13 protein-coding genes and 2 pseudogenes are annotated in these 16269 nt (G+C 68.2%); 5 read left to right on the top strand and 10 right to left on the bottom strand.

Annotated features, from left to right (window positions below):
* Positions 1-164: 164 nt before the first annotated feature.
* The 7 genes and pseudogenes from P0204_RS15860 to glmS form a co-directional block, all read right to left on the bottom strand.
* Positions 165-950 (bottom strand): ABC transporter permease, encoded by a 786-nt coding sequence (locus tag P0204_RS15860; RefSeq protein WP_276220740.1) that lies wholly within the window; start codon positions 948-950, stop codon positions 165-167.
* Positions 943-1929: an ABC transporter ATP-binding protein gene (locus P0204_RS15855; RefSeq protein ID WP_276220739.1), complete on the bottom strand. Its 987-nt coding sequence runs from the start codon at positions 1927-1929 to the stop codon at positions 943-945. Before P0204_RS15855 ends, P0204_RS15860 begins: the two co-directional genes overlap by 8 nt.
* Before the next feature lie 41 nt (positions 1930-1970).
* Positions 1971-3016 (bottom strand): annotated as a pseudogene (gene citE / locus P0204_RS15850) (L-malyl-CoA/beta-methylmalyl-CoA lyase).
* Positions 3013-4113, bottom strand: coding sequence for a 2-methylfumaryl-CoA hydratase (gene mch / locus P0204_RS15845; RefSeq protein ID WP_276220737.1), 1101 nt, complete (start codon positions 4111-4113; stop codon positions 3013-3015). Before mch ends, citE begins: the two are co-directional and overlap by 4 nt.
* On the bottom strand, positions 4110-5432 hold the full coding sequence (locus tag P0204_RS15840; protein ID WP_276220736.1) for a methylaspartate ammonia-lyase: 1323 nt from the start codon (positions 5430-5432) through the stop codon (positions 4110-4112). Before P0204_RS15840 ends, mch begins: the two co-directional genes overlap by 4 nt.
* Positions 5422-6867, bottom strand: a complete 1446-nt coding sequence (locus P0204_RS15835) for a methylaspartate mutase subunit E (RefSeq protein WP_276220733.1) — start codon at positions 6865-6867, stop codon at positions 5422-5424. Before P0204_RS15835 ends, P0204_RS15840 begins: the two co-directional genes overlap by 11 nt.
* A 3-nt stretch (positions 6868-6870) precedes the next feature.
* Positions 6871-7311, bottom strand: a complete 441-nt coding sequence (gene glmS / locus P0204_RS15830; protein ID WP_276220731.1) for a methylaspartate mutase subunit S — start codon at positions 7309-7311, stop codon at positions 6871-6873.
* A gap of 120 nt (positions 7312-7431) precedes the next feature.
* On the opposite strand from glmS, the pseudogene mct reads away from it, so the two are divergent.
* The 4 genes and pseudogenes from mct to P0204_RS15805 all read left to right on the top strand — a co-directional run bounded on the left by mct (position 7432) and on the right by P0204_RS15805 (position 12496).
* Positions 7432-8621: pseudogene (mct, locus tag P0204_RS15820) on the top strand (succinyl-CoA:mesaconate CoA-transferase).
* A 49-nt stretch (positions 8622-8670) separates the two neighbouring features.
* Positions 8671-11106, top strand: coding sequence for an ATP-dependent DNA helicase (locus tag P0204_RS15815; RefSeq protein ID WP_276220729.1), 2436 nt, complete (start codon positions 8671-8673; stop codon positions 11104-11106).
* A gap of 86 nt (positions 11107-11192) precedes the next feature.
* Positions 11193-11354, top strand: coding sequence for a DUF7563 family protein (locus P0204_RS15810; RefSeq protein ID WP_276220728.1), 162 nt, complete (start codon positions 11193-11195; stop codon positions 11352-11354).
* 50 nt (positions 11355-11404) lie between these two features.
* Positions 11405-12496, top strand: a complete 1092-nt coding sequence (locus P0204_RS15805; protein ID WP_276220726.1) for an ArsA family ATPase — start codon at positions 11405-11407, stop codon at positions 12494-12496.
* On the opposite strand, the gene P0204_RS15800 is transcribed toward P0204_RS15805, so the two are convergent.
* Genes P0204_RS15800 through P0204_RS15790 form a run of 3 tightly spaced genes read right to left on the bottom strand, consistent with a single transcriptional unit; the run spans position 12493 to position 15119 of the window.
* On the bottom strand, positions 12493-13308 hold the full coding sequence (locus P0204_RS15800) for an SDR family NAD(P)-dependent oxidoreductase (RefSeq protein ID WP_276220725.1): 816 nt from the start codon (positions 13306-13308) through the stop codon (positions 12493-12495). The two genes, P0204_RS15805 and P0204_RS15800, sit on opposite strands and share 4 nt — an antisense overlap.
* A gap of 54 nt (positions 13309-13362) precedes the next feature.
* On the bottom strand, positions 13363-14148 hold the full coding sequence (locus tag P0204_RS15795; protein ID WP_276223294.1) for an endonuclease V: 786 nt from the start codon (positions 14146-14148) through the stop codon (positions 13363-13365).
* Positions 14149-14150: 2 nt separating this feature from the next.
* Entirely contained in the window at positions 14151-15119 is a 969-nt protein-coding gene (locus tag P0204_RS15790; RefSeq protein ID WP_276220723.1) for a rhomboid family intramembrane serine protease, read from the bottom strand.
* 107 nt (positions 15120-15226) lie between these two features.
* Here P0204_RS15790 and P0204_RS15785 point away from each other — a divergent pair, with 107 nt between their 5' ends.
* Complete coding sequence (locus tag P0204_RS15785; protein WP_276220722.1) at positions 15227-16267, top strand: zinc-dependent alcohol dehydrogenase family protein; 1041 nt, start codon at positions 15227-15229, stop codon at positions 16265-16267.
* The last annotated feature ends 2 nt before the right edge of the window (positions 16268-16269 follow it).

The following is a 16269-nucleotide window of genomic DNA, read 5'->3' as shown; positions in this document are numbered from 1 at the left end:
GTCCGTGGAGCGCGACGGACCGCCGTCGTCCCGCTTCGAGCGGCCGACGCGTCGACGACGGGGTCTGGATCGCCCCGAGGAGTTCCCACCCTCTGCACCGCGATCGGGGCGACGCCACTCGACAGCGAGATGCAGCAGTCGAGAGCAGTCCAGGCTCCCGGCGATCAGACCGCCTCGACGCGGCGGAACAGCGCCGCCCCCAGGGCGACCATCATCACGCTGGCGACGAGCATCGCCGCGAAGTCCAGCGACAGGGATCGCTGTGAGACACCGACCAGCGCCCCCCGAAGCCCGTCGACACCGTAGGTCAGCGGGTTGAGGTAGCCGACGACACGCAACGGTGCCGGGAGGTTCCCGAGCGGGTAGAACGCCCCCGAGAGGAATGCAAGCGGGAACAGCGCGAAGTTGACGATGAGATTGTATCCCTGGGTGTCTTTGAACTGTGAAGCGATCGCAAGCCCCAGACCGATGAACGTCGCGGCGATCAACACGAGGAACCCGACGGCGACGGCGACGCCGACTGCCGAGACCGGCCGAAACCCCAGGGGAATCGCCAACACGAGGATGAGCAGCGACTGCAACAGTGTCGTCGTCGCGCCCCCGGCGATACGCCCGACGACGATCCCGGTCCGACTGACGGGCGCGACCAGGATCTCCTTGAGGAAGCCGACCTCCCGGTCCGAGAGGACGGCCAGGCCGGTGAAAGAGGCCGAGAACAGCATCGTGAACCCGAGAATACCCGGGACGAGGTAGTCGAGGTAACTCACGCCGGCCGGGACGGAGCCGAACTGTACGTCACGGAAACCGAAGCCGAAGAACACGAGGATGAAAAACGGGCCGAGCAACAGGCCGACGACGCGGCTCTTCGCTCGCCAGAAGCGAACGAGATCCCGCCGCCAGAGGCCGTAGACGGCGACAGCCTCACGGCGGAGCCAGCTGTCTTCAGTCACTGTCGTCGCCCCCGGATTCCGTCGCCGCTTGCTGCCCGTCCGCCGCCTCTGCCTCCGTGACCGTCCGCCCGGTCAGCGACAGAAAGACCCGTTCCAGCGTCGGTCGATCCACCGAGACCGTCGTCACGTCGGTGACCCCGCTGGCAGCGGTGACCAGTGCCGCGACGCGGCTCGGCCCGTCGTCGACACCGACGTCGAGGCCGTCGTCGCGGCCGGTCAGCGACCGGACCCACGGCGTTCCCCGGACCGCTTCGGCGACCGCGTCGGGCCGGTCAGTTCCCAGTCTGACCACGTCGCCACCGAGGTCGGCTTTGAGCGACGCGGGCGTGTCCAGTGCGACGATACGCCCGTCGTCGACGATCGCAACTCGATCACAGAGGGCGTCCGCCTCCTCCATGTAGTGTGTCGTCAGAACCACGGTAACGCCGGCCTCGCGGTTGAGCCGAGCGACGTACTCACGGACGGTCTTTCGGGTGCCGGCGTCCAGGCCCACCGTGGGTTCGTCCAGAAAGAGGACGGCAGGTTCGTGGAGGAGTCCACGGGCGAGTTCCAGTCGGCGAGCCATCCCCCCGGAGTACTCGCCGACGCGCTTGTCGGCGTCGTCCGCGAGATCGACGAGGCCAAGGACCGTCCGGACACGCTGGCGGCGGTGCTCGCCGCTGACGCCGTACAGCCGAGCGTGAAAACGCAGGTTCTCGACGCCGGTCAGCTCCTCGTCCAGGGCCGGTTCCTGGAAGACGACGCCGATGTTCGAGCGGACGGCGTCGGGGTCGGCCACCACGTCGTAGCCGGCCACGCGGGCGCTGCCCTCGCTGGGCCGGAGGAGCGTACAGAGCGTGTTGACGAGCGTCGACTTCCCGGCTCCGTTGGGTCCGAGCAACCCGAGAATTTCGCCCCCGGAGACGGTCAGGGAGACCTCGTCGACGGCGACGAGGTCCCCGTAGCGTCTGGTCAGCCCGTCGACCTCGATAGCGTTCATACCACCCTCTCGGACCCGGACGGGCTTGAGAGTGGTCCCGGTCAGTTGAACCGGAGTTCGACCGACAGCGCCCGGTCGAGCAGGCGTTCCTCGTAGTACTCGGCAGTCTGTTCGGGATGGGTCTCGTCGACCGCCCGAACCGTCTGGACGGTGTTGGCGAAGTTCCTGTAGGTCGCCTCGTCGACCATCTGTCCGTCGACGACGACGGCTCCGGTCCCCTCGCGTTTCGCCTCGTTGAACGCCTCGACCTTCCGTAGCGCCTCCGTCAGTTCGTCGCTCCGTGGCATGTGGATGCGGTTGGCCTGGGCGGTCTGTTTCGGATGCAGCGACCACGAGCCGTCGATGCCGATCGTCGCCTCGTGTTCGACCTGGTCGGCGTACCCCTCGGCGTTGTAGTAGGTGACGCCGGCCCGCTCGTGGAACAACTGGTCGAACGGGCCGCCGATGGCAGCGACGCCGGCGGCGCTGGTCTCGTTCGAGAGCACCTCCAACAGGCCGTCCCAGCGCGGGCGGTCGCCGTCCAGCGCCCGCCCGCCCAGTTCGGCGGTGTAGTCGACCGGCCCGAATATCAGGGCCTCCAGCCGCGAGTCGGCCGCGAACTGGCAGATCTCTCGAAGGTCAGAACGGGCCGTCGCGGTCTCGAAGATGATCGCCATATCGAGCGCGCCGTCGTCCAGGCCTGCGTCGCGTTCGGCCGCTGCCAGGACGCCGGCAGCGTCGCGCACGTCGTCGATCCGTCCCACTTTCGGGACGACGAACCCGTCGAGGTGGTCGCCGACTTCGGCGGCCAGTCGGCGGACCTGCTCCCGGCCCCGGTCGCGGAACCGCTGGTCGTCGTAGGCCCACTCGACGCGGGGAGGACGTGCCCGGCGAAGTCGGGGGCGTACTCGGGGAGCTGTTCGACCACGTTGTCGACGGCCTCGGCCTTCATCGACGGGGCGGTCCCGTCCTCGATGTCGGGGACGAGCCAGTCCGGCGTCTGGAACCCGTCGCTGGTGAGGCCGGAAGTGAGGAACTTCGCGCTGTCGTCGCGGGGGACGGCAGCGGGTGCGGTCTGGAACGTTCGGCAGAGTCGTGTGGCTGTCATCGGTGGGATCGCTGAAGCAGTGCGGTTCGCCGGCCGGAGTAGACCGGGGTGCGGTGCTGGTTGTACGCGACGTGTTCGAAGGTGACAGCGCCGGCCCGCTCGGGGCCGGCGTCGGCGTCACAGTCGAGGACCCGAGTGAACCCGTAGATCGTATCACCCAGCGTGACGAAGTCGTGGAACCGCTCGGCGTCGTAGCGCCACTCGCGGTAGGTCGCTTCGTCCGACCGGGCGTGTGCCAGCGCGATGGATCGGGTAACGTCGCCGTAGGCGACGATGTCCCCCGACGGCGAGTCGGTCATCACGTCGCGGTTGTGGTGCTGGCGGGCAGTGTTGAGCGTCGAGAGCGGGAGCCCAGAGACCAGCCCATCGTCCATCGTTCGACCGCGTTCGTGGGCGTACGCGACGGCGGCGTCGGTCTCGTCGGCCCGGTTGAGCGCGGCCCGGAACTCCTCGAAGTGACCCCCCTCGGGGGTGACAAGCGTGTCTGGAACGGCTGGACCCGCGGTGCTCTCGTCCTCGCCGTCACCGGAGTCCGTGACGGTCCCGCTCCCGTCGGTGGCGGTCGGTTCGCGCCGCGGGATCATGTTGGTTCGTTCGTAACTGACCAATCGGTCGCCGGTCTCGCGGTTCCGTCCCACCGTCTCCCAGGTGACGATCCCGTACTCGGGCCGCGACGACGACGGGGTCGTCTCGACCACCGTGGAGGAAACTGCCAGTTCTGTCCCGGGTGTCGGGCTCCGGTGGATCGTCACGTCGTCGCGGCCCAGGAAGTAGCCGCCCTTCTCCGAGAGGTCCTCGACGGTCGCTCCCATCACGCAGGCCAGGAGATAGTCCGGGTGGACCGGGACCGCCTCGAACCCCCGGTCGCGGGCGCGGTCGGGCCGCCAGTAGGCCGGGTCGTGGTTGAGCGTCTGTCCCATCCAGTCCTCGCTGCCCGCCTTCGAGAGGACGAGCCCGGGGTCGTGGGTCAGTTCGTCGCCGGGCTCGAAGAACTCGAAGTAGTGGCCCTTCTCGCGTGTCTCGGCGCGGTCCAAGAGCGTCTCGAACGTCTCCTCGTCCGAGAGATCGACAGCGTCGGGGTCAGTCCAGTCGGTCATCGGCGGGTCCCCCCGTCAGAGGCCGTCGGGCGGGTCCCGTCGTATGGTCCGTCAGCGTGTTCGCTGTCTGTGGTCTCTCCGCCTGTCCGGGCCAGCGTCCGGCGCATCTCGTTCGTCACGATCATGAACCCCTCGTCGAACCCCATACCGGGCTTCGCGAGCACTTGGGCCGCATCGGTCGCCAGCGCGACGTTCGCACAGGCACGTGCGGAGGTGGCCGTCTCGTTGCAAGTCCCGCCCAGATACGCCCGAGTGTCGGTCCCGTCACAGTACAGCACGGCCTCGGCCGAGCGGTGGATGCCGCCCAGGTCCGGCGTCTTGATCTGGACCACGTCGGCCGCGCCCGCGTCGACGAACGCCCGCACGTCGTCGAAGGTGTTGCACCACTCGTCGGCGACGATGTCGACGTCGACGCCCGCGTCGGCCAGCCCGTCCCGGAGTTGGGCCATCCGACGGATCTGGTCGGCGCGGTCGCCGGCGTCCATCGGTCCCTCGACCTGGAGCGGGTACGGCCCCGCCGCCTCGGCCAGCGACCGGAAGTAGTCGACGACCTCGTCCCGGTCGTACGGCGGTTCGAACACCTCACCGAGGATGCCGTAGACGTCGAGGTGAAAGCGTGGCGAGTACGTCGCCGGCCCCAGTTCGTCGGTCCGCTCGCGGAGCCAGGCGACGTACTCCCTGAGCCCCTCCCCGTCGGCCCCGACCTTCTCGACGCTGTTGAACAGGCCGTGCGGGAGAACGGGGACACCCTTTATTAGCATCTTCTCTGCGTTGATCCGCCGTTCGTCGCCGGACTGTCCGAACACCGGGACGGGCGATCCGGCCATTTCGGACCGGTAAGCGGCCGAGACCACGCCGGCGGGCGTCTGTCCGGTCGCCCGTGCCGCCGCGTTCAGGAGCGCCTGGGAGACGCCGTACCGGACCGCGGTGTGGAGGCGGTCGCCGTCCGAGCGAGCGGGATCGAGATCCTCGACGACGGTCGCGTTCTGGCGGAACATCGTCGCGTCCCGCCCTCGCAGTTCGTCGGCGACTTTCTCCTCGACCACGGGACGGTACTCGCTGGCCCGGAAGAGCGGGTCGCGTCCACCGGCCCCGGAGTACTGTACCGCGGCGCAGTCGCCGGTGACGACCGTGCCGTCGGCCAGTTCGAGTTCGACGATGAGCGACTCGCCGGCCTCCCGGATGCGGTCGAAGCCCGCCGTCGCGGGCTGGCCGTCGTAGTCGAACCCCTCCCGGGTCGCACCTTGCTTGATCGCGCGCTGGTCGTCGAAGAAGAACCCGGAGAGCCCGGGGACCGCGCGGACGGTATCAATCCGCATCGCCGGCACCCCCCTGGGGCCGCCCGATCAGCCGGCCGTCGCTGATGGCGTCGACGTCGTCGGCGACCATCCGGAACGACTGGTCTCTCCCCTCCGTCTCGGCGCGTTCGCCCAGCCGAGCGGCGTGTAGCTCCCTGATCTCGGCCGACAGCGCCAGGTCGCCGAACTCGAAGATCCGGACCCGGCCGTCGTCGTCACGCGCCGGCAGGACCGCGCCCGCCGCCGCGTCACTCGGGGCGAAGGGCACGTCCAGCGCACCCGAGTCGAAGGCTCTGACGACGCCCTGTGCCACGTCGCCGTCGCCGGCGTCGATGACGGCGTCCATCAGGTCGCGGGTCGCCCGCTCGATGAGCCGCTGTTCGTCGTCGATACCACCCAGGTCGATGTCCTGTTCGATGAGCATGTCGATGAGTTGTCGTGTCGTGCGGAGGCCGGCCGCGTTGGCCTCCTTCGTCGGCACTCCCTGGAACTCCTGAGGAGACTTCGTGATGACCTTGTCCGGTTGTGCGACGGCGGCCGTCGCGCCGCCGAGGCCGATGACGCCGCTGGCGCGGGCCTCGTCGGGCGGGAACCCGCCCATCCACTCGTGGAAGACAGTCGTGACCGTCACGGCGTCGGGGAGATACTCCTCGCCCAGCGAGCGCAACGCTCGCAGCGCGGCCACGTCCTGGACGAGGTTCCCGACCTGGCCGTAGCCCAGCGTCAGCGAGCGAACACCCTGCGTGGCCGCGAGTTTCCCCTCTATCAGCATGACCGCGATAGCGATACAGGGCGGGACCAGGGTCCCGGTCAGCGGGCCGAACGGCTCGCGGTTGATCGTGACGCCGCGCTCGGTGTAGGCCCCACAGAGTCGGTCGACGAACTGCCAGTGTTCGATCGTCGTCGCCAGGTCGTGGCGCTTCGTGTAGGGAATGTTGTAGGAGATCGGGCCACCCTCGAAGCTCTGGAACCCGCCGGCGAGCGTGACCATCGCCAGCAGGCGGGCGTCGGGCGTCCCGTGGCGCACCTCGATGGGGGCGTCAAGGGCCCGGACGAGCCGCCGGCAGTCCTCGACCCCGTGGTTCACTGCCGGGAAGCCGTTTAGTTCGTCGGCCTCGCCGTTTCGGGAGGCCGCGAGTCCCTCTTCCGCTTTCTCGTACTCGTTGTCCCGCGTGTACGAGTCGATCGTCGTCGGCAGGAGGTCCGCGCCGCCATCCTCCTGGAGGTACTCCAGGAGCGAGATCTGATCTTCGAGGCAGGGGACGCCGGCGCGTGGCTGGAGCAGCGGCCGATCCGCGGATTCGAGAACGGGGGCGAACTGCTTGCCGGCGGGTAGCGACTCGTGGAAGGCGACGGCCTCCTCGAAGTCGACTTCCCGGCCGGTGTGCCAGTTGTCCCGCAACTCCGATGCGATGCGCTGTAGCTCGTCGGCGGCGAGCCGGCTGTCTGTGGGCATCGCTCAGCCCTCGACGCTGACACGGTCTGTCTCTGCCGTCGTCAGCTCCAGGTCTTGGCGGAGCGCCGCGATGGCCTCCTCCGGGTCGGTCTCGGCGTCGAAGACCCGGTCGAAACCCATCCCGCGGAACGTTCGGCGGGTCTCCTCGAACTCGTCCTGACCGACCGCGAGGTTGCCGCCGACGTACGTCCAGACGTCGAGTCCGGCCGCTTCGAGGCGGTCGTGGAACCCCTCGCAGTCCTGCCGGGCGTGCCCGTACAGTGAGGAGACCAGTACAGCCTCGGCGTCGTGGGATTTGGCGGCGGCGACGAAGTCGGCCTGTGCGGTCTGGACGCCGAGGTTGACGACCTCGAAGCCAGCGGCCGAGAGCGCCTGCTCAAGAATCGTGATACCGACGACGTGTGCGTCGGAGCCGATCACGCCGAGGATGACGGTCCGGGGCATGTACCCTGTGGTGGTGGAGGGGGAGAGATAAAGTTAATGGTTTATAATGATAAAACCACCTTATACAATCTATAATGATTTATCACCAAGATTTATCAGGAGTACTCTCCTCGCTCCGCTATGGGTGCGCTTGCCGACCTTCGGGTGCTCGACCTGACCCAGGTCCTGGCCGGACCGTACTGTACGATGTTGCTCGCGGATATGGGCGCAGACGTGGTAAAAATCGAGCGCCCCGGGGGGGACCTCATCCGGTCGAACCCGCCCTACGCCGAAGATCCAGAGTCGGAAGCCTACGGCGGCTACTTCCAGAGTGTCAACCGCGGCAAGCGCTCGCTGGAGTTGGATCTGCGGACCGACGAGGACCGCGACGCGTTCCGCTCGCTGGTCGAACGGGCCGACGTGGTCGTCGAGAACTTCAAAATGGGGACGATGGAGCAGTTCGACTGTGGCTACGAGACGCTGCGGGAGCACAACCCACAGTTGATCTACTCCTCGATCCGGGGTTCGGTGATCCGCGCACGGGCGAGACCGAACGACAGGGGCAGCCCTCCTTCGACCTCATCGCCCAGGCGCTCGGCGGCGTCATGGAGATCACCGGCCAAGAGGACGGCCCGCCGACGAAGGTCGGGCCGGGCGTGGGCGACCTCTTCACCGCCGCGCTCAACGCCGTGGGCATCCTCGCGGCTGTCCACCACCGCGAGCGGACCGGCGAGGGCCAGTACGTCGACACCGCGATGTACGACGCGATGATCTCGCTCTGTGAGCGGACGGTGTATCAGTACTCCTGTGACGGGGACTCCCCCACACGGCGGGGCAACTCCCACCCGACACTGTTCCCCTACGACGCCTTCGAGACCGCGGACGGGTACGCCGTCGTCGCGGCGTTCTCCGACGGTCACTGGCAGACCCTCTGTGAGGCGATGGAGCGGCCGGAGTTGGCTGCCGACTACCCCGACGCGGCGTCGCGGCTCGCGAACCGTGACCACCTGCGGGGAGAAATCGCCGACTGGACCCGCCAGCACGAGACCGACGCCGTCGTCGACCTGCTCGACGGTCGTGTCCCGGCTGCACCGATCCAGACGACCGCGGATATCTTCGAAGACCCCCACGTCCACGCCCGCGACATGCTCGCAGACGTCTCCCAGCCCGGTGTCGACGCGGAGATGACTGTCGCGGGCAGCCCGATCAAGATGACCGAGACGATGCCCGAACCGCGTGGTCGCGCTCCCAGGCTGGACGAACACCGGGCGGAACTGCTGGAGGACCAGCAGTCGGGAGGCGACCCGCGCCCGGCCGAGAGCGACGACTGACGGGACCGAACCCGGCGGTTCAAATACCGGGACGCCCAACCCCGTTCCGATGCGAGAGACGGCCTCGACCGGCGACCAGTCCTGGCGCGAGTACTTCGGCTTCGCGGAGCCGTACGAAAACCAGGCAGACGCCGTCGAACGCGCTATCGAGGCCGGGAAGTCCCGGGGCTTTCTCGCCATGGAGGGTCCCTGTGGCACCGGAAAGACGATGGCGGCCCTGACCGCCGGCGCCCACCTCGTCCGCGAGACGGAGCTGTACGACCGGATACTGGTTGTGACACCCGTCAAGCAACAGCTCCAGCAGTTCGTCGACGACCTGCGGACGCTCAACGCCGGTATCGAGGACCCCCTGGACGGCATCGCGCTGGTCGGCAAGCGCGACCTCTGTCCGTACGGCCGCGAGGGGAAGTTCCCCGATGACGCGGGCACACACGAGCGCTGTGAGGACCTGCGGGAAGCGACCGCTCGCCTCGTCGAGGACGACGGCCGCAGCGACGGGACCGCCGTCGCCGAGACCGCGATCGACGCCGAGATCGACGACGAGGACCAGTGGTGGGACCCCAGGAAAGGACAGGACCTCGCCGCTGCGGCCCGCCCGGACGCCGCCACGCAGACGCGCCTCGGGGAGGACACGCTGGCGACTGCGGGGGCCGCTTCCCCGTACCGGCCAAGCCAGCCCAGCGCCCCCGAATCGATGGCCGAAGGCGACGATCCGCCGCTGTACTGTCCGTTCGAGGCCGACTGGTACGCCCGGAACAAAGGGTCGCCCGTCGACTTCTCGGCCGGGCCGGAGAACGTCGTCACTATCGAGGACTACCTGCCGGCGGCCGTCGAGCGGGGCACCTGCCCCCACCGGGTGATGAGTGTGATGCTGGATCAGGCCGACGTGGTCGTCGGGAACTACAACCACCTGTTCGATCCCGGTTCCCGGCCCCTGCTGTCTGGCGTGCTCGACGACTCGACGTTCGTCGTCGTCGACGAAGCCCACCGCCTCGAAGAACGGGTTCGGGACCTGCTGTCGGACCGGCTGGGCAAGCAGACGATCAAACAGGCCCGCAACGACTGCGATCTACTGGTCCAGCGCGCCCAGCAGAGCGCCGACCACAAACGGCAGGTCAGGGACGTTCTCTCGGCACGGGAGGTCCCTCTGGACGCGGTCGACCAGGCCCGGAAATTCTACGACGACCTCCTGCGGTGGCTCGACGACCGGATCGAGTCGTTCCTCGACGCCGAACACGAGGGGTGGCGGGCCGACCCGGCGACGCTCCCCGACCGGGACCGGGAGATTCCCCTCCGGGACCCCGAGGCCGTCGAACGGGACGAACTGACCGAGTGGGCCGAACGGAAGGGCTACGACGGCGGCGTCTGGCGGACGCTTGCCCAGGTCGGCGCGGCCGTCGAGGACGTCATCGACCAGTTGGGACTGACGCGCCAGCCGGTCTGTGCCGCCGTCGGTGCGCTGGCCGGCCAGTGGTGGGAACGGGACCACTCGACGTTCCTCCGGGAGATCGAACTCGAACACTCCCCCGCCGACACCCGACAGACGGACGCCGACTACGAGGCCGTCTACACGCCGGGACTGCTCTGTTACAACTGCATGCCGGCGACGGCGCTGCGGGACGTCTTCGACGATCTAGGCGGCGGTGTCCTGATGAGCGCGACGTTGGAACCGCTTGACGTGTTCACGCGGGTCTCGGGACTGGACGCGCTGGCAGCGGCCGACGGCGATGACGAGGACGCGCGCCCGGTCCGGTCGACGACCTACGACCTGCCGTTCCCGCGGGAGAACCGGGCGTCGTATCTCGTCGACGCGCGGCCCTTCACGGCTCGCAACCGCGGGGACCCCGAAGCGATGGAACCGCTCGGCGAGGAGTGGAACCGGACCCGCGACGAGTACGCCCAGGCTCTGCGGGCACTGGCGCGCTCGCCGGGCAACGTCATGATCGCGATGCCGAACTACCGAGAAGCGGCGTGGGCCGGGGCCTACCTTCGGGAGACCGTCGACAAGGCCGTCCTGGTCGACGAAGCCTCCAGCAACGAAGCAACGGAAGACCGAAAACAACGGTTCTTCCGCGGTGCGGGGAAGGTCCTGGTTACCTCCACTCGCGGGACGCTGACCGAGGGGGTCGACTACGACGGCGAGAAACTGTCGACCTGTGCGGTCGTCGGCGTCCCGCTCGTGAATATCGGCTCTCCCCGCGTCCGGGCGGTCCAGCGGGCCTACGGCGACGCTTTCGGCGAGGACAACGCCTTCGAGTACGCGCTGACCGTCCCCGCGGTTCGTCGCGCTCGACAGGCCATCGGGCGGGTGATCCGGGGGACCGAAGAGGTGGGCGTCCGGGCGTTCGTCGGCCGACGCTACACCCCCGACGCACGACACTCCGTGTTTCCGTATCTGCCCGCCGGCGAGCGCGAGGAGTTCACGCGGATGACCCCGGAGTTCCTCGCGGACCAACTCGACACGTTCTGGCGTGACCGGACGTGAGCCGCTGGATTCGACAGTTGTCGCTGAATCGGAGTATGTCGCGGGCAACAGAAAACATATATTCTTTGAGGAAAGCCTTTCATGAGATGCCCGAGTGTCAGAATTGCGGTGAATTCGTGACGGAGCAGTACGTACGGGTGTTCACACCCGAGGCAACCGAGGCTCACGGGCCACGCGTCTGCCCCAACTGCGAGGACAAACTCCGGGACGGTGCCGAAGTCCGCGAAGCCCGCTCCTCCAGGCAATAACGCGGTCTGTTTTCGGGACATACTCAAGGCCAGCAGTGCCTACCTCGCGCATGGACCACGAACTCGATGTCGAAGCTGTCGATCGTATCGACGCGCCGACCGGCGTCGACGCCGCCGAGTACGTCCTCTACGGCGGCAAGGGCGGCGTCGGGAAGACGACCTGTGCGGCGGCCACGGCACTGGCGTCTGCCCGGGACGACACCGCGACACTCGTCGTCTCGACGGACCCCGCACACTCCCTCTCTGATACGTTAGAGACAGATATCCCGGCGACGCCGACCCGCATCCGCGAGGAGATCCCGCTGTACGCCGCCGAGATCGACCCCGAAGCGGCCGTCGGCGAGGGGCCACTCGGGATGGACGACGACGCGCTGGGTGGCCTCGGCCAGATGCTTGGCGGCGACGGGCCGATGGGTGGTGCCGGCCAGATGGGCGGTGAGGCCGGAGCGGGCGAAGACGTGCTCGGCGACGAGGGCGGCCTACTCGGCGGATCGATGCCCGGAGCCGACGAGGCTGCGGCGATGCGACTGCTGCTCGATTACGTCGACGACGACCGCTTCGATCGGGTGGTCATCGACACCGCACCGACCGGCCACACGCTCCGACTGCTCGAACTCCCCGAGACGATGGACTCGATGGTCGGGAAGATCCTCCAGATGCGCGAGCGGTTCTCGGGCATGCTCGGGAACCTCACCGGGATGTTCGGCGACGACGAGGAGGTCGACGCCGAGCAGGGGATCGAGGACCTCCGGGAACTGAGCGACCGGATCGAACACTTGCGGAGCATCCTCCGTGACCCGACACGGACGGACTTCCGCATCGTGATGGTTCCCGAAGAACTCTCGGTCGTCGAGTCCGAACGGTTGCTCGGTCGGCTCGGTGAGTACGGCGTCCCCGTCAGCACTGTCGTGGTCAACCGCGTGATGCAGGACCCAAGCGAGGTGCTCGGCGAAGCGGTCGACATCCCCGGGCCGAACCACGCGGAGTGTTCGTTCTGTGCGCGCCGCTGGGAGGTCCAACAGCGCGCCCTCGCCCGGTCACAGGAACTGTTCCAGGGCCACGACGTCCGTCGGATCCCGCTGTTCGCCGAGGAGGTCCGCGGCGAACGCCTGTTGAACGTCGTCGGGGCCTGTCTGGACTAACCCATCAACTGCCGGAGCAGACCGAAAGCGGTGTCGCGCCACCGCTCGGGGACGTACTCGGCGAACAAAAGGAGTTTCGCACCCTCGCCGACGGGGTAGCGCGGTTCCGGGTCGCTGTTGTTGGCCGCGTCCCGGACGGCGAGCGCGACGGTTCCGGGAGTGACGCCCAACGCGTCCTGGACGCCGGTCAGTCGGGAGTCCTCGCGTGCCCGGTAGAGCCAGTCGTAGGCGCCGCTCGCGCTCTCGGGTTCCGCTTCGGCCGGTTCCTCGCCGTCCCGGATCGGCCCGGGTTCGACCACGACGACGTCGACGCCGAACGAGTCCGCCTCGACGCGCAGTGCGTCGCTCACCCCTTCGAGCGCGGACTTCGCCGCGGCGTCGGCACCGCGACCGGGCGTCGAGAGCCGGCCCGTGATGCTGGAGACGTTGACGACGGTCCCGTTCTCGCGAGCCCGCATGTGGGGCAACGCTTCCCGAATCAGTCTGTGTGGTCCGTAGACGGCGACGTCGAACTGCTCGTGGAGTTGTTCGGTCGAGATATCCTCGACAGCGCCGAACCGGGAGATCGAAGCCGCGTTGACCAGACAGTCCAGTCGGCCGGTCTCCTCGATCAGGTCCTCGACGACCCGTTCGCACTCGCGGGCGTTCGTCACGTCTAGTTCCGCCGTGGTACAGCCCTGTTCGGCCAGGTCGGCGATCGCCTCCTCGTCGGGGGCAGTCGCCCACACTGTCCAGTCGTCGGCCAGGAACGCCTCGGCTGTCGCCGACCCCACTGCCGCGGACGCACCCGTGATCAGCACCGTCTTCGCCATTGTCTGTCCGAGGGGACACGCCGCGGGCAGTTAAGCACACCCGGTCGCCGTCGGTCACGGGACCTCGGTTTTCGCCTCGTCGGCCGCCCGGTCGGCCAGCCGAGTCGGCTCCGGGAGTTTGTACCCCGCTGCCGTCGCGAGCACCAGATCCGTCGCCGTCTCGGCGCTCACGCGGTGGCCGGGACTGACGATCAGCGGGTTGACGTGGCGGTTCGGCGAGTCGTACTGTCGCGTCTGGACGGCGTCGCCGACGTGGGTCCCTGCTGTCGCCGTTTCGATCGCGTCGTCGGCGTGGATCGGGACGCGGGTTCCCTCGGGAAAGCCGCCGTCGAGCGGTCGCTCGGGCGCGCCACAGAGGAGGTTCTTGGCGACGCCGACCGTCGGCACGTCGACGGTGACGCCGACGTGTGTCGCCAGCCCCGCCTCCCGGAAGTGGATCCGACCGCTGCCGTCGACCAGCAGGACGTCGGGGTCGTGTTCGAGTCGTTCCAGTGCTGCGAGGATCGCACCGCCCTCCCGGAACGAGAGCAAGCCAGGAATGTAGGGGATCTCGGTTCGCTCGACGGCGTGAGCCCGTTCGACGACCGCACCGCCCTGCGTGACGACCACCGCCGAGACAGCCCGGTCGTCGACGAACGCCTGATCGACGCCGGCCACCAGCGGTGCGCTCGCCGCCTCACCCGAGAGTGTCGTCTGCTCGCTGTCGCTGGACGCGGTCTCGGGATCGACCGACAGATCGTCCTCGAAGACGGCCGTCTCGGCTATCTCGCGCTGGAGCGTCTCCATCGCTTCGCGGGACAGCGACGGGTCCGGAACGAACCCGGGACGGACGACCCGCATCGTCACGGCCGCCGGCGTCCAGGCCCGCCGGGACCACCTGGACCGCCCGGGCCGCCGCCACGGCCCACCTGGAGTTGCTGTGGGACGCTCGTCTGGCCCTTGATCCGGTTCCCGTACCAGAGCCCGATCCCGAGGCCGATGAGGTGAGCGGCGTGTGCGATGTTCCCGCCGAGTAACCCGCCGGTCCCCGGTGCGAACGTTCCCAGGACACTGAGCAACAGATAGAAGCCCGTAATCGCCCAGATCGGGACCGGGATCAGGAAATACAGCAGGACACGTAGGTCGGGGTTCAAGACGGTGAGGAAGGCGAGAATCGCCAGTGCAGCGCCGCTTGCCCCGAGGACGCCGTAGCCCCCACCGGACTGGATATACTGGAGCCCGACCTGTCCCAGTCCCGCGAGCGCGCCGGAAGCGAGGAAGAAGACCGTGAACCGTTTCGACCCGAGCTGTCGCTCGACGATGCGGCCGAAGAAGTAGATGATGATACCGTTCCCGAGGATGTGGAAGAAGCCCGAGGGGTCGTGCGAGAAGATCGACGTTACCCACGTCCAGACGTATGCAGGGTTGTCCGGGTGGAGGACGAAGATCGACTGCCACAGCTCCGACCGGGAGTAGAAGAGGGGGTTCGAGATGCCCAGGACGAGCCGCCCGACGATGTGTTCGAGGACGAACGTGATCGCCATCGCCGCGAGGAACACGTAGGTCATGTTCCCGCGGAAGTAGCCGAACACGCCGCCGGGGCCGGTATCGATCCCGAGCCTGTCGGCGAGACCGGCCGATTGCTGGCGGCCGGGGTTGTTCACGCTGTCGTCGAACCCGCTCTCGAAGACCGCCTGCGGATCGTTCCAGTTCTCCAGGCCGGGGCAGTCGTGGGCCTCGGGGAGCCGGTGCTCCGAACAGTAGGTCCCGCCACAGTGCCCACACTGATAGGGCATACTCTCTGACTTGCCACAGGCGTCGCACTCCGACATTACCGGGGGTACGTGCGGACGGGGCAAATGAATTGTGACTGTGCGTCTCCGGACCCTGACCGGCAGGTCGCCGTCGGGCTTTTGTGGGGCGGTTCCCAACGACTGGCATGCGCGCTGCCCGCTATCACGGCCCGGGAGAGATCAGCATCGACGAGGTGCCGGACCCGACCATCGAATCGCCGACCGACGCCGTCGTCCGGGTGACACACACGGCAGTGTGTGGCTCGGACCTGTGGTTCTACCGCGGCGAAAGCGACCGCGAGGAGGGCTCTCGCGTGGGTCACGAGCCCATGGGAATCGTCGAAGAAGTCGGCGAGGAGGTCCGCCACGTCCAGCCCGGCGACCGAGTGTTCGCCCCCTTCTCGATCAGCTGTGGCTCCTGTGAGTACTGCCGGAAGGGGCTACACACCTCCTGTAAGAACGGCGGGTTCTGGGGGAGTACGACCGACGGCGCACAGGGCGAACAGATCCGTGTTCCACAGGCCAACGGGACGCTCGTCCGGGTCCCCGACCGGTACGCCGACGACCAGGACGTGCTGAAGTCGGTCCTCCCGCTGACGGACGTGATGTGTACCGGCCACCACGCGGCGGTCAGCGCCGGCGTCGAGGCCGGCAGCACGTGTGCGGTCGTCGGCGACGGCGCGGTCGGGCTCTGTGCCGTGCTGGCAGCCAGACGACTGGGAGCGAACCGCATCGTCGCGCTGGGCCACCACGAGGACCGCCTGGAGATCGCGGAATCCTTCGGCGCGACGGACACCATCTCCGCTCGGGGCGAGGCTGCCGTCGAGGAACTACGGGCGCTCACCGCCGGCGGCGTCGACCACGCCATAGAGTGTGTCGGCATGGGCGCGGCCATGGAGACCGCGATCGACATCGCCCGGCCGGGCGGGACCGTCGGCTACGTCGGCGTCCCCAACGGGGTCGAGGACGGCGACCTCGTCGATTCGCTGTTCGGAAAGAACGTCACGCTCGCCGGCGGTATCGCCCCGGTTCGCGCCTACGTCGACGACCTGCTGGAGGACGTCCTCCAGGGGACGCTCGATCCCTCACCGGTGTTTACGAAGACCGTCGATCTCGAAGGTGTTCCCGAGGGATACCGCGCGATGGACGAGCGGGAGGCGATCAAGGTGTTCGTCGATCTGACCTGAGG

The organism is Haloarcula halophila (assembly GCF_029278565.1).
GTDB classification, from domain to species: Archaea; Halobacteriota; Halobacteria; order Halobacteriales; family Haloarculaceae; genus Haloarcula; species Haloarcula halophila.
This window is presented reverse-complemented; position numbering and strand designations above follow the sequence as displayed.